General features: G+C 70.5%; 12 protein-coding genes and 1 tRNA gene. 3 read left to right on the top strand and 10 right to left on the bottom strand.

The window, feature by feature from the left end; genetic code table 11:
- The first annotated feature begins 84 nt into the window (after nt 1–84).
- Nucleotides 85–927 carry an Fpg/Nei family DNA glycosylase gene (locus G6W55_RS23760; protein WP_175522865.1) on the top strand — a complete coding sequence of 281 codons (843 nt, stop codon included), beginning with the start codon at nt 85–87 and terminating at the stop codon, nt 925–927.
- Nucleotides 928–959: 32 nt separating this feature from the next.
- A complete protein-coding gene (locus G6W55_RS23765) occupies nt 960–1,724 on the top strand; it encodes an SDR family NAD(P)-dependent oxidoreductase (protein ID WP_175522866.1) in 765 nt (254 codons plus the stop codon).
- Nucleotides 1,725–2,276: 552 nt separating this feature from the next.
- Here G6W55_RS23765 and G6W55_RS23770 read toward each other — a convergent pair.
- The 8 genes from G6W55_RS23770 to G6W55_RS23805 all read right to left on the bottom strand — a co-directional run bounded on the left by G6W55_RS23770 (nt 2,277) and on the right by G6W55_RS23805 (nt 16,077).
- Nucleotides 2,277–2,657 carry a helix-turn-helix domain-containing protein gene (locus G6W55_RS23770; RefSeq protein WP_015657463.1) on the bottom strand — a complete coding sequence of 127 codons (381 nt, stop codon included), beginning with the start codon at nt 2,655–2,657 and terminating at the stop codon, nt 2,277–2,279.
- Nucleotides 2,658–2,766: 109 nt separating this feature from the next.
- Complete coding sequence (locus G6W55_RS23775) at nt 2,767–3,312, bottom strand: CinA family protein (protein WP_175522867.1); 546 nt, start codon at nt 3,310–3,312, stop codon at nt 2,767–2,769.
- Nucleotides 3,309–4,145 carry a CDP-diacylglycerol--glycerol-3-phosphate 3-phosphatidyltransferase gene (gene pgsA / locus G6W55_RS23780; protein ID WP_175522868.1) on the bottom strand — a complete coding sequence of 279 codons (837 nt, stop codon included), beginning with the start codon at nt 4,143–4,145 and terminating at the stop codon, nt 3,309–3,311. Before pgsA ends, G6W55_RS23775 begins: the two co-directional genes overlap by 4 nt.
- Nucleotides 4,142–5,611 carry a 30S ribosomal protein S12 methylthiotransferase RimO gene (rimO, locus tag G6W55_RS23785; protein ID WP_175522869.1) on the bottom strand — a complete coding sequence of 490 codons (1,470 nt, stop codon included), beginning with the start codon at nt 5,609–5,611 and terminating at the stop codon, nt 4,142–4,144. Before rimO ends, pgsA begins: the two co-directional genes overlap by 4 nt.
- 93 nt (nt 5,612–5,704) lie before the next feature.
- Nucleotides 5,705–6,544: a helix-turn-helix domain-containing protein gene (locus tag G6W55_RS23790; RefSeq protein WP_030798427.1), complete on the bottom strand. Its 840-nt coding sequence runs from the start codon at nt 6,542–6,544 to the stop codon at nt 5,705–5,707.
- A 256-nt stretch (nt 6,545–6,800) separates the two neighbouring features.
- On the bottom strand, nt 6,801–9,539 hold the full coding sequence (locus G6W55_RS23795; RefSeq protein WP_217687274.1) for a DNA translocase FtsK: 2,739 nt from the start codon (nt 9,537–9,539) through the stop codon (nt 6,801–6,803).
- A 184-nt stretch (nt 9,540–9,723) separates the two neighbouring features.
- Nucleotides 9,724–10,407: a two-component system response regulator gene (locus G6W55_RS23800; RefSeq protein WP_078635072.1), complete on the bottom strand. Its 684-nt coding sequence runs from the start codon at nt 10,405–10,407 to the stop codon at nt 9,724–9,726.
- A gap of 222 nt (nt 10,408–10,629) precedes the next feature.
- Nucleotides 10,630–16,077: a HAMP domain-containing protein gene (locus G6W55_RS23805; protein WP_175522871.1), complete on the bottom strand. Its 5,448-nt coding sequence runs from the start codon at nt 16,075–16,077 to the stop codon at nt 10,630–10,632.
- 266 nt (nt 16,078–16,343) lie between these two features.
- On the opposite strand from G6W55_RS23805, the gene G6W55_RS23810 reads away from it, so the two are divergent.
- Nucleotides 16,344–19,082 (top strand): SpoIIE family protein phosphatase, encoded by a 2,739-nt coding sequence (locus tag G6W55_RS23810; RefSeq protein ID WP_175522872.1) that lies wholly within the window; start codon nt 16,344–16,346, stop codon nt 19,080–19,082.
- A 62-nt stretch (nt 19,083–19,144) separates the two neighbouring features.
- Here G6W55_RS23810 and G6W55_RS23815 read toward each other — a convergent pair.
- Nucleotides 19,145–19,220: transfer RNA gene (locus G6W55_RS23815), tRNA-Thr, on the bottom strand.
- Nucleotides 19,221–19,295: 75 nt separating this feature from the next.
- Nucleotides 19,296–19,958 (bottom strand): DegT/DnrJ/EryC1/StrS family aminotransferase, encoded by a 663-nt coding sequence (locus tag G6W55_RS23820; protein WP_175522877.1) that lies wholly within the window; start codon nt 19,956–19,958, stop codon nt 19,296–19,298.
- Nucleotides 19,959–20,121 lie beyond the last annotated feature (163 nt).

A 20,121-nucleotide genomic window follows, 5' to 3' on the forward strand; every position in this document is an offset into this window, starting at 1 on the left:
GCCACCGACCGCACTCCCCCTTTGCCGACCCGCCCTCACCCCTTCTCGCCGTGCCGCCCTTCCTCACCGTGCCACCCTTGACGCATGCCCGAAGGTGACACGGTCTGGCAGGCGGCGGCGCGGCTGCACAGCGCGCTCGCGGGCAAGGTGCTGACCCGCTCCGACCTGCGCGTGCCGAAGTACGCCACAGCCGACCTCACCGGCCGCGCCGTCCTGGACGTCACCCCGCGCGGCAAGCACCTCCTCACCCGCGTCGAGGGCGGCCTCACGCTCCACTCGCATCTGCGGATGGACGGCTCCTGGAAGATCTACGCCCACGACCAGCGCTGGACCGGCGGCCCCGGTCACCAGATCCGGGCGATCCTCGGCACCCACGACCGCACGGCCGTCGGCTACCGCCTCCCCGTCCTCGAACTGCTGCGCACCAGCGAGGAGCAGCGGGCCGTCGGCCACCTCGGCCCCGATCTCCTGGGCCCCGACTGGGACCCCGACCAGGCCCTCGCCAACCTGCTCGCCGACCCCGCCCGCCCGCTCGGCGAGGCCCTGCTCGACCAGCGCAATCTCGCCGGCATCGGCAACGTCTACAAGAGCGAACTCTGCTTCCTGCTCGGCGTCACCCCCTGGCTCCCGATCGGCGCGCTCCCCGCCGACCGTGCCGCGAAGCCGGCCGCGCTCGCCAAACGGCTCCTGGAGGCCAACCGCGACCACCCGGTCCGCAACACCACCGGCCGCCGCGGCCAGGACCTGTTCGTCTACGGCCGTGCCCGCCGCCCCTGTCTGCGCTGCGGCACCCCCGTGCGCGTCGCCGACCAGGGCGACGGCTCCCGCGAACGCCCCACCTACTGGTGCCCGCACTGCCAGCAGGGCCCGGCCCCGGCACCGGGCTCCCCACAGGCCCGCCGCGTCCGACCGTCACCGACTGATTGACGATCCGTCAGAAACACTCGTACCGTCCCTTCATGGCCGTGAAGGCGTACGACCTCACTGGGCGCACCGCGTTCGTCACCGGCGCGGCGAGCGGGATCGGCCGCGCCTGCGCCGTACTGCTCGCCGAGGCGGGCGCCACCGTGCACGGCGCGGACCTCGACGCGGCGGGCCTGCACGAGACGGCGACCCTCATCAAGGCCCAGGGCGGGATCGCCCGCACGCACCACCTCGACGTCACCGACCGGGTCCAGGTCCGGCAGGCCGTCGGATCCTGTGAGCGGGTGGACGTGATGGTCGCTGTCGCCGGGATCATGCACAGCAGTCCGGTCCTGGAGACCCGCGACGAGGATCTCGACCGGGTCCTGGCCGTCAATTTCAAGGGCGTGCTGTACGCCTGCCAGGAGGCGGCCCGCCTGATGATCGCGCACGACAGCGGAGGCAGCATCGTGACCATGGCCTCCGGCGCCGTGGACACCGGCGGGCCCGGCCTGCTCTGCTACGGGGCCGCGAAGGCGGCCGTGGTCCAGCTCACCAAGACCCTCGCGAACGAGGTCGGCCGGTACGGCATCCGGGTCAACGCGGTCGCGCCGGGCTGGATCCGCACCCCGATGACCGACCGCCACGACGCCGGCGCACAGCAGCACACCGAGGCGCTCATGTCCCGCATGTCACCCCTGGGCCGCGTGGGCGCCCCCGAGGAGGTGGCGCACGCCGTCCTGCATCTGGCGTCGGACGCGTCGGCCTTCACGACGGGCCAGATCCTCCGCCCGAACGGCGGCGTCGCCATGCCCTGGTGACACGCGCCCGACCCCCAGCACCCAACCTGTCCCCGGGACCGGCCTCCACGCCCGCACCAGCACCGGCCCGAGCACGCGGAGCCCCTGCACCAGCACCCGCCCCAGCCCTCCCAGAGCCCGCCCTCCAAGCCGCCCCCCACCGCCCCGCAGCCACCGCCCCGGCAGCCCGCGCCTTGGCCACGCAGTGCACCGGCAGCAGACTCAGCCCCCACCCGCCCGCGGCCACCGCTCCCTCCAGCGCACCGGCGTCGGGCGCCACCGCCCAGCGGATCGCGGCCCACCACCACACCGCGCCGAGCCCCACAGCGGCCGCCCGGCGCACTATCCAGCCCTCCATGGCCTCACCTCCACGCCGAGCCCCCGCGCCCCTCCACGATGACCGCAACCCCCGGCACCGGCAATCGCACCCGGAAGGCCACCCCGCCCCGCAGGCCCCCGAACGCGAAAAACCCCGACCGCACCTCTCCGGGATCTTCCCGGAGAACCCCGGCCGGGGCCTCACACTGATCTTCACACTCACACGTGGCCGCTCAGGCGCCCACGCGCGTGAACCTACGCGGCGACCACGTCCACCGCCTCGGCGGGTGCCTTGATGGTCACTCGCTCCGGCGGCACACCGGTCACCGACACGGAACCCAGCATCGGACGAACCGACGTGGGCACAGGCTCACTGGGGGTGGCCGCAGCGGACTGGGCCAGCTCGGCGAGGGCGAGTTCGTCGCTCACTTCTCGCATGAGCTCGGACATCCGTACGTCCAGCGCGTCGCAGATGGCGGACAGCAGCTCGGAGGATGCCTCCTTCTGCCCCCGCTCCACCTCGGAGAGATAGCCGAGTGAGACTCGGGCGGACGAGGAGACTTCGCGCAGAGTACGGCCCTGGCGCTGGCGCTGCCGACGCAGCACGTCACCCAGCAGGCGACGGAGCAGAATCATCGGTGGCTCCCTCCTCGGACCGCGTAGCCGCATCCTTCACGCCCCACCGTACCGCCTCGCGCTGCGGCCGTGCGGGGAGCGATGTCGTGTTCACTCAGGGCTGCAAACATCAAAACCCCCCGTTCTGTTCCGTATCCTGTGCCCGCTCATTCCCGGTCTGTTCGCCCGCAAGCTCCTTCAGGAGCAGTGCGAGTACGCTCCGTACACTCTCTCTACGAATTTCCGCGCGGTCGCCGTTCAACCGCAGGGCCTCCACTTTTCCGCCAGAGGCGGAACCGGACGCCCCTGTGAAAGGCCCGTCGACGGCGACGAAGACGGTCCCCACGGGCTGTCCGTCCTGGGCGTCCGGGCCGGCCACTCCGGTGGTCGCGACTCCCCAGTCGGCGCCCAGCGCCTTGCGCACTCCGGCCGCCATCTGGGCCGCGACCTGCGGATCCACGGCTCCGCGGGCGGCCAGCAGATCGGCGTCGACCCCGAGCAGTTCGTGCTTGAGGGCGGTGGCGTAGGCCGTGACCGATCCCCGGAAGACTTTGGACGCCCCGGGGACCGATGTGATCTCCGCCGCAACCAGGCCACCGGTCAGCGACTCGGCCACGGCGAGCGTCCCGCCGTTCACCGTGAGTAGTCGCACCACGTCAGTGGCCGTGGATGTCACGCTTGGTTCTCCTCCGTGGTCTCCTGCGCAGCGGCCCGGCGCGCGGCGATTCCCTGGCGGCGCAGCACAATGGCCTGTCTCACATAGTCGAGCCCGGTCACGACGGTCAGGACGACGGCCGCGGCCATCACCCACCACCGCAGGGTGGCCAGCCAGCCGGTGAGCGCCAGGACGTACATCCCGACGGCCACGCCCTGGGTGAGCGTCTTGAGCTTGCCGCCCCGGCTCGCCGGGATCACTCCGTACCGGATGACGATGAAACGCAGGAGGGTGATCCCGAGTTCCCGGCCGAGGATCACGATCGTCACCCACCACGGCAGATCGCCGAGGTACGAGAGGCAGATGAGCGCGGCTCCCATGATCGCCTTGTCGGCGATGGGGTCGGCGATCTTCCCGAAGTCGGTGACGAGGTTGTAGGTCCGCGCAAGATGCCCGTCGAACAGGTCGGTGATCATGGCGATCGCGAAGGCCGCCCAGGCGAGGGACCGCCACGCGGGGTCGTACCCGCCGTCGGCCAGCATCAGGGCGACGAAGCCGGGCACCAGGATCAGCCGGAGCATCGTCAGCAGATTGGCGATGTTCCAGACGCTCGCCTGGTTGACGGCCGCGGCGGCGATCTTCTTGCCCCGCGGAGCCTTCCCGGCGGAGCCGTCGGTGTCGGAGCCGGTGGCAGGACCGGACGAGGAGGACGAAGAGGAACGGCCGGTCACGGCGGCGGACACCCCGGCGCCCGAGGCGCCTGGGACATCCGGCGCATCCGACACGTCCGCGGCGGGCGCGGTCGCCTTCGCCCGCGCGGAGCCGCCCGCGGCCGACGCCGGAACACCCGTCATCTGCCCGCCTCCTCACTACACCCGAACGAGCCCTGGAGAGGCTCGGCCACCAGGTCGACACCTTCCGTCCCGACCACCTTCGCCTCGACCATACGGCCGACGCTCAGACCTTCGCCCGACGTGAGCAGCACCTGGCCGTCCGTCTCGGGCGCCTGGTGCTCGCCGCGGCCGTACACGCCGTCCTCGTCGACGGACTCGACGAGGACGTGCACGGTTTCGCCGAGGCGCTCCTCGGCGCGCTGCGAGACGAGCTCCTCGGCGAGCCGGGAGACCCGGGCGAGCCGCTCGGCGACGATCTCCTCGTCGAGCTTGTCGCCGTAGGTCGCGGCCTCGGTGCCCTCCTCGTCGGAGTAGCCGAAGACGCCGATGGCGTCCAGGCGGGCGCCGTTCAGGAAGCGCTCCAGCTCGGCGAGGTCGCTCTCGGACTCGCCGGGGAAGCCCACGATGAAGTTGGAGCGGACACCCGCCTGCGGGGCCTTGCCCCGGATGGTGTCGAGCAGCTCCAGGAAGCGGTCGGTGTCGCCGAAGCGGCGCATCGCGCGCAGTACGCCGGGCGCGGAGTGCTGGAAGGAGAGGTCGAAGTAGGGGGCGATCTTGGGCGTGGAGGTCAGCACGTCGATCAGACCGGGCCGCATCTCGGCGGGCTGGAGGTAGCTGACCCGCACCCGCTCCAGGCCGTCGATGGCGGCCAGCTCGGGCAGCAGGGACTCCAGCAGGCGGATGTCGCCGAGGTCCTTGCCGTAGGAGGTGTTGTTCTCGGAGACCAGCATGATCTCCTTGACGCCCTGCTCGGCGAGCCAGCGCGTCTCGTTCAGCACGTCGCTCGGGCGGCGGGAGATGAAGGAGCCGCGGAAGGACGGGATGGCGCAGAAGGAGCAGCGCCGGTCGCAGCCGGAGGCGAGCTTGACCGAGGCGACCGGGGCGCCGTCGAGCCGGCGCCGCAGGGGCGCGCGGGGGCCGGAGGCGGGGGCGAGCCCGTCCGGGAGGTCCGCCGGGGCGTGACCCGGGAGGGCGACCAGGGAGGCCGACTCCTGCCGTTCCGCCGGGCTGATCGGCAGCAGCTTGCGCCGGTCGCGGGGGGTGTGGGAGGCGTGGATGCCGCCGTTCAGGATGGTCTGGAGGCGGTCGGAGATGTCGGCGTAGTCGTCGAAGCCGAGCACGCCGTCGGCCTCGGGGAGGGCCTCGGCGAGTTCCTTGCCGTACCGCTCGGCCATGCAGCCCACCGCGACCACGGCCTGGGTTCTGCCGTGACCCTTGAGGTCGTTGGCCTCCAGGAGGGCGTCGACGGAGTCCTTCTTGGCGGCTTCGACGAAGCCGCAGGTGTTGACGACGGCGACGTCCGCTTCCTCGGCGTCCTCGACGAGCTGCCAGCCGTCCGCCTCCAAACGGCCTGCGAGCTCCTCCGAGTCCACCTCGTTACGGGCGCAGCCAAGGGTGACGAGTGCGACGGTACGGCGTTCAGGCATGGGCTCAAGACTACTTTGTCCCACCGACACCGAATGTCGACGGGGTTGGCGATCTTCGCCAACCCCGTACGGACTCGTGGACCCACCGGCCCCTTATCCGGCCTGGGGGTCGCCCTTGGTGTAGGTCAGGCGCTCCACGGCGCCCGGCCGGAAGTCGTCCTCGATCTTCTTGCCGTTGACGAAGAGGTCGATCGCCCCGGCGTCGCCGAGGACGAGGTTGATCTTCTCGCTGTCCTGGAAGGTCTTGGAGTCGCCCTGCTTGAGCAGGCCGTCGAAGAGCAGCCGGCCGTTGTGGTCCTTGGCGGAGATCCAGCTCCGGCCGTCGGTGGCGCTGACCTGGACGGTCACCTTGTCCTGGGGGGCGGCGGCGATGGCGCTGTCGGAGGGCTCGGGCTTCTGGTCGACGGGCTTCTCGGTCTTGGGGGTGGGCGAGGCGGTGGCGCTGGCCGCCGGGGTGCCGCCCTCGGCGACCTGTTCCTTGGAGCCGCCGTCGTCGCCGCCCTTGACCGCGGTGAAGCCGACGAAGCCGATCACGGCGACGATCGCGGCGACCATCGCCGCGGTCCAGTTCGGGCCGCGGCGTTCGGGGCGGATGCGTTCCGCCTCGAACAGGGGCGCGGGCGCGGTCGGCGCGGGGCGGCCGCCGTGGGTGGCGTCGTAGCGCTCGATCAGCGGGGCCGGATCGAGGTGGACGGCCCTGGCCAGCGTCCGGATGTGCCCGCGCGCGTAGACGTCCCCGCCGCAGGGGGCGAAGTCGTCCGCCTCGATGGCATGGACGATGGCGATGCGGACCCGGGTGGCGGTGCTGACGTCGTCGACGGTCAGCCCGGCCGTGATGCGCGCCTCGCGCAGGGCACGGCCGATCGAGAAGGGGACTTCCTCGGACGGGTCTTCGAACGGACGCTCGTCTTCAGGAGAGTTGCCGATGGACACGGGGGCGCCTTTCGAGCGTGTAGCCACCTGTGCTGGAGGTTCAGTCTAGGGGGGGTGCCAAAGGGAGGGGCAACCGGGCGGTACGACTTTGTACGCCATCGGAATGGCCGGACAATCCGATGACGGGCCAGGCACGGCGCTCGGTTGAAAGCCGTACCTGATCCTCTCGCTCAACTGGACGTTCGTCGCAGGGAAACGGTTGCTCTGAGATCTCTAACGGGTGAGTCACGGTCGCGTCTACCCCCGTGCCGGGCCGCTATCCCTCGGACTCCCCGCGGATCACCGCGAGCACGCCGTCCAGTTCGTCCGGCTTCACGAGGACGTCACGCGCCTTGGACCCCTCGCTGGGGCCGACGATGTTGCGCGACTCCATGAGGTCCATCAGCCGGCCGGCCTTGGCGAAGCCGACGCGCAGCTTGCGCTGGAGCATCGAGGTCGATCCGAACTGGGTGGAGACGACCAGCTCGGCCGCCTGGCACAGCAGGTCGAGGTCGTCGCCGATGTCCTCGTCGATCTCCTTCTTCTGCTTGGTGCCGACGGTGACGTCGTCCCGGAAGACGGGCGCCATCTGGTCCTTGCAGTGCTGGACGACCTCGGCGACCTCGGCCTCGGTGACGAACGCGCCCTGCATACGCGTCGGTTTGTTGGCCCCCATCGGCAGGAACAGACCGTCGCCCTTGCCGATCAGCTTCTCGGCGCCGGGCTGGTCCAGGATGACCCGCGAGTCGGCGAGCGAGGAGGTGGCGAAGGCGAGCCGCGAAGGCACGTTCGCCTTGATCAGACCGGTGACGACGTCGACCGAGGGGCGCTGGGTGGCGAGCACGAGGTGGATGCCGGCCGCGCGCGCGAGCTGCGTGATCCGCACGATCGCGTCCTCGACGTCACGCGGGGCGACCATCATCAGGTCGGCCAGCTCGTCGACGATGACCAGCAGGTAGGGGTAGGGCTGGAGTTCGCGCTCGCTGCCCTCGGGCGGCTTGACCTTGCCGTTCCTTATGGCCTCGTTGAAGTCGTCGATGTGCCGGAAGCCGTACGCGGCGAGGTCGTCGTAGCGCAGGTCCATCTCGCGGACGACCCACTGGAGCGCCTCGGCGGCCCGCTTGGGGTTGGTGATGATCGGGGTGATCAGGTGCGGGATGCCCTCGTAGGCGGTCAGCTCGACGCGCTTGGGGTCGACGAGGACCATCCGCACGTCCTCCGGGGTCGCGCGGACCATGATCGAGGTGATCAGGCAGTTGATGCAGGACGACTTGCCGGAGCCGGTGGCGCCGGCCACCAGGATGTGCGGCATCTTCGCGAGGTTGGCCATCACATAGCCGCCCTCGACGTCCTTGCCGAGCGCGACCAGCATCGGATGGTCGTCCTCCGCCGCGTCCGCGAGCCGCAGCACGTCGCCGAGGTTGACCATCTCGCGGTCGGTGTTGGGGATCTCGATGCCGACCGCCGACTTGCCGGGGATCGGGCTGATGATCCGCACGTCGGGGCTGGCGACCGCGTAGGCGATGTTCTTGGTGAGCGCGGTGATCCGCTCGACCTTCACGGCGGGGCCGAGCGTGACCTCGTAGCGGGTGACCGTCGGCCCCCGGGTGAAGCCGGTGACGTCGGCGTCCACCTTGAACTCGGCGAAGACCTGGCGCAGGGAGTCGACGATGGCGTCGTTGGCGGCGCTGCGCGACTTGCCGGGTCCCCCGCGCGTGAGGAGGTCGAGCGACGGCAGGGAGTAGGTGATGTCCCCGGAGAGCTGGAGCTGTTCGGCGCGCGGCGGCAGGTCGCGGATCTCCTCGGGGGCCGACTTGGTGAGGTCCGGCACGGCCTGTTCGGCGCTGAGCTTCTCCTGCCGGGCCCGCTTCGCCGGGGCCGGGACCGGGGTGGGTACGGGGGTGGTCTCCTCGCGGTCGCCGACGCTGACGCCCTGGGTGAGGTCGGCGACGAGCGGCGAGGGCGGCATGCCGTGCAGGACGGCGCCGTCGAGGTCGGCCGCGGCCGCCGCGGCGATGTCCACGGCGTCCAGCTTCCGGTTCATCGCGGGCTGCGGTACGGCGGAGCGGCGGGGCCGGCCGCGGCGCTTGGCGAGGGCCTCCTGCTCGGCCTCCTCGGCGTCGAACTCCCGGGGGGCGTTCCGATGCCCGCGGGGGCGCGCGGGCAGCGCTTCGCGCCACTGTTCGTCGTAGCGCTCGTCGTCGCCGACGTCACCGAACTCGTCGAACCGGTCCGGCTCGGGGGCGTCCAGCACGCCCAGGCGTACGCCGAGCGCGCGCAGCCGCTGCGGAACGGCGTTGACCGGGGTGGCGGTGACGACCAGCAGTCCGAAGATCGTCAGCAGCACCAGCAGCGGTACGGCGAGCACCTCGCCCATGGAGTACGTCAGCGGGGTCGCCGCGCCCCAGCCGATCAGACCGCCGGCGTCCCTTATCGCCTGCATGCCGGCGCCGCGGGCGGGCGAGCCGCAGGCAATGTGGACCTGGCCGAGGATCCCGATGACGAGGGCGGACAGGCCGATCACGATCCGCCCGTTGGCCTCGGGCTTCTCGGGGTGGCGGATGAAGCGCACGGCGACGGCCGCGACCAGGATCGGCACCAGCAGGTCGAGCCGGCCGAACGATCCGGTCACCAGGATCTCGACGAGGTCGCCGACCGGTCCGCGCAGATCCGCCCAGGTGCCCGCGGCGCAGATCAGCGCGATCGCGAAGAGCAGCAGCGCGAGGCCGTCCTTGCGGTGGGCGGGGTCGAGGTTCTTCGCGCCGTTCCCTATGCCGCGGAAGACGGCGCCGACGGCATGCGCCAGTCCGAGCCAGACGGCACGCACCAGGCGGTACACGCCCCCGGTGGGGCTCGGCGCCGGCTTGGGCGCCGGCGCGGCCTTCTTCGCCGCGGCCTTGCGGGCGGGCGCCTTCTTGGCCGGGGCCTTCTTCGCGGCGGCCTTCGCCGGAGCCTTCGAGGGAGCAGCCGCCTTCTTGGCGGGCTGCTTCTTGGCTGCGGAGGGACGTGAGGCCATGGGTGTGAGGTTACCGGGGGAGGCCACAGGGGACACGCGTGCCCACTGCTTCACCCGTTCGTGTCGTCACCACGGTGGCACGGAAGTGACGCTTCCGCTTCGGGGAGGGCGACGCCCGCCGCATCCCCCGTGTGCGAGGGCGGAACTGAGGGACGCTCATGCCCAACTGTTCCCGCCCCCCACGTCAGTTCTGCGACGGCAGTGCGGAGGCTCCGCCGGTGCCCGGCTCCAGCGCGTCCAGCGCCCGCCGCAGACCGGTGAGTTTGCGCTCCAGATGGGCCGCCGTGGCCACCGCCGCCGCGTCCGCCGACTCGTCGTCGAGCTGCTTGGACAGCGCCTCGGCCTGCTCCTCGACGGCCGCGAGCCGCGCCGACAGCTCGGCGAGGAGCCCCGCCGGCTCCTTGGCACCACCGCTCGCCGCGGCCTTGCCGCCGCCCTCCAACTGGAGCCGCAGCAGCGCCGCCTGCTCCCGGAGCTGGCAGTTCTTCATGTACAGCTCGACGAACACGGAGACCTTCGCGCGCAGCACCCACGGGTCGAACGGCTTGGAGATGTAGTCCACCGCACCGGCCGCGTACCCCCGGAAGGTGTGATGCGGGCCGTGGTTGATCGCCGTGAGGAAGATGATGGGGATGTCTCTGGTGCGCTCTCGCCGCTTGATGTGCGCGGCCGTCTCGAATCCATCCATTCCCGGCATCTGGACGTCCAGCAGAATGACCGCGAAGTCGTCCGTCAGCAGTGCTTTGAGCGCCTCTTCCCCGGACGATGCCCGCACCAGCGTCTGATCGAGCGCAGAGAGGATCGCCTCCAGCGCCAGCAGATTCTCCGGCCGGTCATCGACCAGGAGGATCTTGGCCTTCTGCACCATGGCCCGCCCTCCTCGCCCCGGCAGTGCACCGGGCGCCGCCCCTGGGGACGACTCCTTTGCGCCGCCCTTCCTTGTGCCGGTCATGGTAGCCGCACCCCGACCGTCGCCACACCCTGTCACCGTGATGTCACTGTGCACATAGCGGGAACGGGGCGGAAGACCAGAAGGTTCCCCGGATCCCGCCCCGTTACACCGCCTTGCGCGCCTGGAATCCCGGGAGCCTCACGCCTCCCGCATCCACTGCTCCATCACCGACAGCAGATGATCGGGATCGACCGGCTTCGTCACATAGTCGGAGGCACCCGACTCGATCGCCTTCTCCCGGTCGCCCTTCATCGCCTTCGCCGTCAGCGCGATGATCGGCAGCCCCGAGAACTGCGGCATCCGCCGGATCGCCGTCGTCGTCGCGTAGCCGTCCATCTCCGGCATCATGATGTCCATCAGCACCACCGCCACGTCGTCGTGCTGCTCCAGGACCTCGATGCCCTCCCGGCCGTTCTCCGCGTACAGCACCGACAGCCCGTGCTGCTCCAGCACGCTCGTCAGCGCGAACACGTTGCGGATGTCGTCGTCGACGATCAGCACCTTCTCGCCGCCGAACCGGATGACCCGCTGCCCCTGCGGCGCCTGCCACGTGCCGGACTCCCCGGCGAGCCGCTCCCCGCCGTTCGCGGACCGCCGCCGGCGCCGGAAGAGCGCCGCCGCGCCGTTCTGCGTCTCCTGGTACGACTTCACCTCGGCCGGCGTCTCGATCTCCGCCTCGGTCAGCTCCGACAGCTCCACGGCGCCGTTCTCCGACGCCACCAGGTCCCCGGCCTCCAGCGCGGGCACGGCCTGCGTGTAGCCCTGCGGAGGCAGCTCGCTCGGGTGCAGCGGCAGATACAGCGTGAACGTCGAACCCCGGCCCGGCTCGCTCTGCGCATGGATCTCACCGCCCAGCAACTGCGCGATCTCCCGCGAGATCGACAGCCCGAGCCCCGTACCGCCGTACTTGCGGCTGGTCGTGCCGTCCGCCTGCTTGAACGCCTCGAAGATCACCCGCATCTTGCCGGCCGCGATCCCGATACCGGTGTCCGTCACCGAGAACGCGATCAGCGCGGCGTCCGGATCGGTGAGCGAACCGGCCTCCAGCAACTGCTCCTTGATCGCCACCGGGACGTCCGCCCCGGCCGGCCGGATCACCAGCTCCACCGACCCGGAATCGGTGAACTTCACCGCGTTGGACAGCAGGTTGCGCAGCACCTGGAGCAGCCGCTGCTCGTCCGTGTGCAGCGTCGCCGGCAGCTCCGGCGAGACCCGCACGGACAGGTCGAGGCCCTTCTCCGCGGTCAACGGCCGGAAGGTCGCCTCGACATAGTCCACGAGCTGGACCAGCGCGATCCTCGTCGGCGAGACGTCCATCTTGCCCGCCTCGACCTTCGACAGGTCCAGGATGTCGTTGATCAACTGGAGCAGGTCCGAGCCCGCCCCGTGGATCGTCTCCGCGAACTCGACCTGCTTGGGCGTGAGGTTGGTGTCCACGTTGTCGGCGAGCAGCTTGGCCAGGATCAGCAGCGAGTTCAGCGGCGTGCGCAGCTCGTGCGACATGTTGGCGAGGAACTCGCTCTTGTAGCGCATCGACACGGCGAGTTGCTCGGCGCGCTCCTCCAGGACCTGCCGCGCCTCCTCGATCTCGGTGTTCTTCACCTCGATGTCCCGGTTCTGCTGGGCCAGCAGCTCGGCCTTCTCCTCCAGTTCGGCGTTGGACGCCTGAAGGGCCTTCTGCCGCTGCTCCAACTCCGCCGAGCGCTCCCGGAGTTGCTCGGTCAGCTCCTGCGACTGCTTCAGGAGCTGCTCCGTCTTGGTGTTCACCGAGATCGTGTTGACGCTCGTCGCGATCATCTCGGCGAGCTGGTTGAGGAAGTCCTTCTGGATCTGCGTGAACGGCGTGAACGAGGCCAGCTCGATCACCCCGAGCACCTGCCCCTCGAACAGCACCGGCAGCACGATCACCTGCGCGGGCGGCGCCTCCCCGAGCCCCGAGGAGATCTTCAGATAGCCGCTCGGCGCGTTCTCCACGAGGATCGTCCGCTTCTCCTCCGCGGCCGTCCCCACCAGCGCCTCACCCGGCCGGAACGACGTCGGCATCGACCCCATCGAGTAGCCGTACGACCCCAGCATCCGCAGCTCGTACGGGTCGTCCGTGCCGTCCGCCGACGGCATCGCCAGGAAGAACGCGCCGTGCTGCGCGGCCACCAGCGGAGGCAGCTCGCTCATGATCAGCGAGGCCACGTCCTCCAGGTCGCGCCGCCCCTGCATCAGCGCCGACACACGCGCGAGGTTGCCCTTCAGCCAGTCCTGCTCCTTGTTGGCGATCGTGGTGTCGCGCAGGTTGGCGATCATCTTGTTGATGTAGTCCTGGAGTTCCTGGATCTCCCCCGACGCGTCCACGTCGATCTTGAGATTCAGGTCGCCGCGGGTCACCGCGGTCGCCACGCGCGCGATGGCCCGCACCTGCCGGGTCAGGTTCCCGGCCATCTCGTTCACCGACTCGGTCAGGTCCCGCCAGGTGCCGTCCACGTCACGCACGCGTGCCTGTCCGCCGAGCTGCCCCTCGGTGCCCACCTCACGGGCCACCCGGGTGACCTCCTCGGCGAACGACGAGAGCTGGTCGACCATCGTGTTGATGGTCGTCTTCAGCTCCAGGATCTCCCCGCGCGCGTCGATGTCGATCTTCTTCGTCAGGTCACCCTTGGCGATGGCCGTCGTCACCATCGCGATGTTGCGCACCTGACCGGTCAGGTTGGACGCCATCTGGTTCACCGACTCGGTGAGGTCCTTCCAGGTGCCCGCCACACCCGGCACATGCGCCTGACCGCCCAGGATGCCGTCCGTGCCCACCTCACGGGCCACCTTGGTGACCTGGTCGGCGAACGAACTCAGGGTCTTCACCATGGTGTTGAAGGTGTCGGCGAGCTGCTGCACCTCACCGCGCGCCTCGATCGTCACCATCCGCGTCAGATCGCCGTTGGCGACCGCCGCCGCGACCTGGGAGATGTTGCGCACCTGCATGGTCAGGTTCTTGGCCATCAGGTTCACATTGTCGCTGAGGTCCTTCCAGATGCCCGTGACACCCGGCACGTGCGCCTGGCCGCCCAGGATGCCCTCGGTGCCCACCTCACGGGCCACCCGGGTCACCTGCTCGGCGAACGACGACAGTTGGTCGACCATCGTGTTGACGGTGGTGACCAGTTCGAGGATCTCGCCCTTGGCGTCGACGGTGATCTTCTTCGACAGATCGCCCTTGGCGACCGCGGTCGTGACCTCGGCGATCTGACGCACCTGGATCGTCAGGTTGTTCGCCATGAAGTTCACCGACTGCGTGAGGTCCTTCCAGGTGCCGGAGACACCCTGCACCTCGGCCTGACCGCCGAGCTGCCCCTCCGTACCCACCTCACGGGCCACACGCGTGACCTCCTGGGCGAAGGAGGAGAGCTGGTCCACCATCGTGTTCAGGGTGTTCTTCAGCTCCAGGATCTCCCCGCGCGCGTCCACGGTGATCTTCTGGGACAGGTCACCCCGGGCCACCGCCGTGGCCACCTGCGCGATGTTGCGGACCTGCGCGGTGAGGTTGCCGGCCATGCCGTTCACCGAGTCGGTCAGGTCCCGCCACACCCCGGCCACACCGGGCACCTGCGCCTGACCGCCGAGACGCCCCTCGGTGCCCACGTCGCGGGCCACCCGGGTCACCTGGTCGGCGAACGCGGAGAGCTGGTCCACCATCGTGTTGATGGTGTTCTTCAGCTCCAGGATCTCGCCCCGCGCGTCCACGTCGATCTTCTGCGACAGATCACCCCGGGCCACGGCCGTCGTCACCTGCGCGATGTTGCGCACCTGCGAGGTGAGGTTCCCGGCCATCGAGTTGACGGAGTCCGTCAGCTCCTTCCAGGTGCCCGACACCCCGTCGACCCGCGCCTGACCGCCCAGCCGGCCCTCCGTGCCCACGTCCCGCGCCATCCGCGTCACCTGGTCGGCGAACGACGAGAGCTGGTCCACCATCGTGTTCACGGTGTTCTTGAGCTGGAGCATCTCGCCGGAGACGTCCACGGTGACCTTCTGCGACAGATCGCCGTTGGCCACCGCCGTCGTGACCTGCGCGATGTTCCTCACCTGTCCGGTGAGATTCCGGAACGCCGTGTTGACGGAGTCCGTCAGGTCCTTCCACGTCCCCGCCGCGCCGGACACCTGCGCCTGGCCGCCCAGCTCACCCTCGACACCGATCTCCCGCGCCACGCGCGTGACCTCGGCACCGAACGCCGAGAGCTGGTCCACCATGCCGTTGACGGTGTTCTTCAGCTCCAGCATCTCGCCGGCCACGTCCACCGTGACCTTCTGCGACAGATCACCGCTGGCCACCGCCGTCGTCACCGCCGCGATGTCCCGCACCTGCGTGGTGAGGTTGCGGAACACCGTGTTGACGGAGTCCGTCAGGTCCTTCCACGTCCCCGCCGCGCCCGGCACATTGGCCTGCCCGCCGAGCCGCCCCTCGGCACCCACCTCGTTGGCCACCCGCGTGACCTCGTCCGCGAAGATCCGCAGCGTCTCGGTCATCTGGTTGATCGTGTCCGCGAGCTGCGCGACCTCACCGCGCGCCGGCACGGTCACCTTCCGCGACAGATCACCGCCGGCGACCGCCGTGGTGACCTCGGCGATCTGACGCACCTGCGCCGTCAGATTGCCGGCCATGGTGTTCACCGAATCGGTGAGTTCCTTCCACACACCGTCCACACCCGACACCTGGGCCTGACCGCCCAGCATGCCGTCGGTGCCCACCTCACGGGCGACGCGTGTCACCTCCGACGAGAACGCCGAGAGCTGATCCACCATCGTGTTGACGGTGTTCTTCAGCTCCAGCATCTCGCCTTCGACATGAACCGTCACCTTCCGTGACAGATCACCCTTGGCCACCGCCGTCGTCACCAGCGCGATGTCCCGCACCTGCGCCGTCAGCCGGTACGCCATCGTGTTGACCGACTCCGTCAGGTCCTTCCACGAACCCGACATCCCGCGCACCTGGGCCTGACCGCCCAGCTTGCCCTCGGTGCCCACCTCACTGGCCACGCGCGTGACCTCGTCGGTGAACGTCGACAACTGGTCGACCAGGTTGTTGACCGTCCGCCCGACCTTCAGGAACTCCCCGCGCAACGGCTGCCCGGCGATCCCCTCCGGGGTCTGCGTCCGCAGCTCCATCCGCGGCGACAGATCACCCTCGGCCACCGCCGACAGCACCCGCCCGACCTCGGACACCGGCCGCACCAGGTCGTCCACCAGCGCGTTCGAGTTGTCGATCGCGGCCGCCCAGGAGCCCTCACAGGCCCCCGTCTCCAGCCGCTCGGTGAGCTTGCCCTCCCGGCCCACCATCCGCCGGACCCGCGACACCTCACCCGTGAGATGGAGATTACGGTCCGCCACCTCGTTGAAGACGGCCGAGATCTCCGACATCACGCCGTCGCCGGACACCGTGAGCCGCTTACGGAAATTACCGTCCCGCATGGACACCAGCGCGGCCAGCAGCCGGTTCAGCGCCGCCGTGTCCACCACGGTGGTGCCACCACGCGGCGCCCGCCTGCTCAGGGTCTGTCCGCCCTTCGCGCGCGCCTTGGTGCCCCGCGTCGCTGCGCCAGACTCCACTTTGTCCCTCCCGCAGGGGTCGACCGTCACCGCTGACCTTCACCACAAGCTTGCCCAGTGTTTCACCCTTGCCGAACCCGGCCATAACAGTTCGGCAGCTTCGCACACCGTCCCCACACCCACGGGACGGAAACACTGCTGACCGGCATCCGCAGGGGCGGGGAAGGTAAGTAACCTTGCATGCGGCTGTCCAGCCCGCCGGTCCAGACCGGCCTGGGCGGTGGCACGAGGCGCACGAGCGGGCATCGGAGGGGCGGCCGCACACAATGACCACCGGACTGATCCCTGGGGGACAGCCCCCGGACCCCCGGCCGTCCGACCCGCGCGCGCCCGAGCAGCGCGGCGACCCGACCGGCCAGGGATCCCCGCACGTCGACAACCGGCCGAGGAGTTCTGTGATCACCGCGCGCGCGGCCGCCAGCTTCGAGCCCGTCGGGCGATCCGTCGCGACCGCCCGCGCCTTCGTCCGCGACACCCTCCAGGGCTGGGGCTTCGCCGACATCGTCGACGACGCCGTCGTCCTCACCAGCGAACTGGTGACCAACGCCGTCGTCCACGCGGGCACCCACGCCGACGTCCTGTGCCTGCGCTCGGAGGACGGCGTACGCATCGAGGTGGGCGACCGCTACCCGGAGCGCGAGATCCCCCTCCAGGGCTCCCCCGCCACCATGGGCAGCCCCGACCGCGAGGGCGGCCGCGGCCTCCAGCTCTGCGCCGCCATCGCCACCCGCTGGGGCGTCGAGTACACCCCCACCCACAAACAGGTCTGGTTCCAGCTCGACCTGCCCGACCGCCCCGTCGGCACCCGCGCCGCGGGCCCCTCATTGCCGCCCGACCTGCTGCCGCTCGCCGACAGCCGCGTCCGCGTCGCCGTCGTCCAGATCGACCGCTCCGGCGCCATCTCCTCCTGGAACGAGGACGCCGAGGAACTCTTCGGCTACACCGCCGACCAGGTCACCGGCAAACCCCTCACCGACCTCGCCGCCTGGCCGCACACCCCCGGCACCGGCACCGGCATCGCCGAGGCCCTCCAGCTCTCCCGCTGGGAGGGCAGCTACGGCATCCGCGGCGCCACCGGCCGCGTCACCCCCGTGTACGCCTCCCACCTGCGCGTCCGCGACACCGACGGCGAGCCCTCCACGGTCTGCCTCCTGGTCCGCGACCACGAACGAGCGGTGCTCCAGACCCCCTCCCGCCACCCGGCCTCCGACACGTCCCCCTCCGACGGCCAGAGCGCCGACCCGTTCGAGGTCTTCATCGGCTCCCCCGCCCCGGACGACCTCGACGGCCTCCTCCAGCGCACCGTGGAACGCGCCCGCGACATGCTCGACGGCGACTCCGCCTTCCTGCTCCTCGCCACCGACGACGAGACGGAACTCGAGGTCCGCGCCTCCACCGGCCTGCCCTCCGCCCGCCAGCGCTTCGCCCGCGTCCCCGTCGAGGCAGGACCCGGCCGCTATGGCTCCGCCCGTATGCCGGCCGTCCACGAGGACCTCCTCGCCGTCCCCGGCGCCGTCCCGCTGCTCAACAACACCGGCATGCGCTCGGTCGTCACCGTCCCGCTGAAGGTCGAGGGCCGCCTCACCGGCTCCCTCGGTGTCGCCGCGGAGAGCCCCGGCCGCTACTCGAACGAGGAGGCTCTGCGCCTCCAGTTCGCCGCCGACCGCATCGCGCTCGCCGTCGAGTCCGCCCGCCTCGGCGAACTGGAACGCCTGCGCCGCGGCTCCCTGAGCTTCCTCGTCGAGGCGTCCGACCTCCTCGCCGGCACCCTGGACCGCGACCAGACCCTGGCCCTCATGGCCCAGATGACCGTACCGACGCTGGCCACCTGGTGCGCGGTCTACACGATCGCCGACCAGGCGTCCGAGCCCTACCTCTCCTACGTCCTGCACGAGGACGAGGAACTCATCGACGGCATCAAGTCGCTGCTGTCCAAGATCGCCCCGCCGGACCCGGTCCCCACCCCGGGCGCCCGCGTCTGGGCCGCCCCCGCCGCGGCCGCGCACGACTCCGCCCTGCGCAGTTCCATGCGCAGCCTCGGCCTGAGCGGCAGCTCCACCCACCAGGTCTCCTCCGGCATCGGCCCCACCCTCGCCACCGCCGCCGCGGTCGGCGGCGAGACCGTCGTCCTGCCGCTGGTGGCCCGCAACCGCGTCATCGGCATGCTGACCCTCGGCAAGCCCACCGACGAGCACTTCCGGCAGGAGATCCTCGAACTCGCCGAGGACCTCAGCCGCCGGGCCGCCCTCGCCCTGGACAACGCCCGCCTCTACTCCGAGCGCACCGCGATCAGCCAGTCCCTCCAGCGCAGCCTGCTGCCTCCGGGACTGCCCGACATCGACGGCGTGGAGGTCGACGTCATCTACCGCGCGGCCGGCGAGGGCAACGAGGTCGGCGGCGACTTCTACGACGTCTTCCCGATCAGCGACGGCGCCTACGGCTTCGCCATCGGCGACGTCTGCGGCACCGGCCCGCACGCGGCCGCCGTGACCGGCCTGGCCCGGCACGCGCTGCGCCTGCTGGCCCGCGAGGGCCTCAGCGGCCCCGCCGTCCTCGAGCGCCTCAACTCCGCCATCCTCGACGAGGGCGACCGCAGCCGCTTCCTGACCCTGCTCTACGGCGAGATGCGCCCGCAGGCCGACGGCAGCGCGGAGCTGAAGGTCGTCTGCGCGGGCCACCCGCTCCCCCTGCGCCTGCGCCAGGACGGCACGGTCGAGCCCGCCGCCGAACCCCAGCCCCTGCTGGGCGTGATGGACGACCTGGAGCTGTACGAGCAGACGGTGATCCTCGATCCGGGGGACGTCCTGCTCTGTGTCACGGACGGCGTCACCGAGCGCCGCGAGGGCACCCGCATGCTGGGCGACGACGGCCTGGCGGACGTCCTGACCACCTGCACGGGCCTGACGGCCGGCGCGGTCGCGGCCCGCATCATGCGCGCCGTGGAACGCTTCGCCTCGGACGCCCCGTCCGACGACATGGCGATCCTGGCGATGCGCGTGGCGTAAGGGAGCCGAGAGTAAAAGGGCATGAGAAAAGCCCCCGCCCGAAAGGGCGGGGGCTTTCTTCGTGGAGCCCCCTAACGGAATCGAACCGTTGACCTTCTCCTTACCATGGAGACGCTCTGCCGACTGAGCTAAGGGGGCTGGTCACTTTTCGAGGTTTCCCTCGCGGCAACGGAATAGAGCATACCCCGAACGGGCCGGTGTTCCCAAACTCGTTCAGAAGGCGGGCTGAAGCAGTCCACCGAGCGCGTTGCACGCGGCGACGATGCGCTGCATGTCCCGTCTGGTCAACGCGGCGTCGACCGGCAGGGACAGCGTCTCGTCGGCGGCCAGCTCGGTCTCCGGCAAGGACACACAGCGCCGGAACTCGGGCAGCCGGTGCAGCGGCGTCTTCACCGGCACCCGGCACTCAACTCCCCTGGCCCGCAAGGCGCGTGCGAAGGCGTCACGGTCGGGCCGGCCGTTCCCCGGCACCCGCACCACGTACTGCTGATAGGTGTGTCCGTCCCCGCCGTCGGGCCTGCGCACACCGCGCAGCCGGGCATCGAGATAGGCGGCCCGCTCCCGACGCCGAGCGATCTCGTCGTACGGCTCCTCGGACTCCGCCTGCTCCAGCACCAGCAGCCCGTGCCGCCGCCCGAGCCCCCGCAACGGCCCGACCTCGGCCGGTCGTCCGAACCGGTGCACCACAACGACGGCCGCAGTCCGCGGAGTTACGACGTCCTCGACGGCCCCCGGGTCCAGGCAGTACGTCACGGGGTCGATGTCGGCGAACACCGGCAGCGCACCCACGAGGGTGACCGCACCGGCGACTTCGGCGTTCCCGAAGGCCGGTACGACGACCTCGTCACCGACTCCGACGCCGGCGGCCCTGAGCATTGCGGCAGTACCCATGCTGTGGATGGTCGACGCGCAACGTGAACGTCAAGTGACGGCAAACAAAAAAGGGTTGGGCTCCGAACCGAAGTTCAGAACCCAACCCTTTTGAATGATTGTTCGGCGGTGTCCTACTCTCCCACAGGGTCCCCCCTGCAGTACCATC

The organism is Streptomyces sp. CAI-85 (genome assembly GCF_013363615.1).
Classification (GTDB): domain Bacteria; phylum Actinomycetota; class Actinomycetes; order Streptomycetales; family Streptomycetaceae; genus Streptomyces; species Streptomyces antibioticus_B.

Bases quoted from the DNA above. Each gene is read 5' to 3' on its own strand.
- G6W55_RS23760 (WP_175522865.1), top strand. From the start codon at position 85: ATGCCCGAAGGTGACACGGTCTGGCAGGCGGCGGCGCGGCTGCACAGC.
- G6W55_RS23765 (WP_175522866.1), top strand. From the start codon at position 960: ATGGCCGTGAAGGCGTACGACCTCACTGGGCGCACCGCGTTCGTCACC.
- G6W55_RS23770 (WP_015657463.1), bottom strand. From the start codon at position 2,657: ATGATTCTGCTCCGTCGCCTGCTGGGTGACGTGCTGCGTCGGCAGCGC.
- pgsA (WP_175522868.1), bottom strand. From the start codon at position 4,145: ATGACGGGTGTTCCGGCGTCGGCCGCGGGCGGCTCCGCGCGGGCGAAG.
- rimO (WP_175522869.1), bottom strand. From the start codon at position 5,611: ATGCCTGAACGCCGTACCGTCGCACTCGTCACCCTTGGCTGCGCCCGT.
- G6W55_RS23795 (WP_217687274.1), bottom strand. From the start codon at position 9,539: ATGGCCTCACGTCCCTCCGCAGCCAAGAAGCAGCCCGCCAAGAAGGCG.
- G6W55_RS23800 (WP_078635072.1), bottom strand. From the start codon at position 10,407: ATGGTGCAGAAGGCCAAGATCCTCCTGGTCGATGACCGGCCGGAGAAT.
- G6W55_RS23810 (WP_175522872.1), top strand. From the start codon at position 16,344: ATGACCACCGGACTGATCCCTGGGGGACAGCCCCCGGACCCCCGGCCG.
- G6W55_RS23820 (WP_175522877.1), bottom strand. From the start codon at position 19,958: ATGCTCAGGGCCGCCGGCGTCGGAGTCGGTGACGAGGTCGTCGTACCG.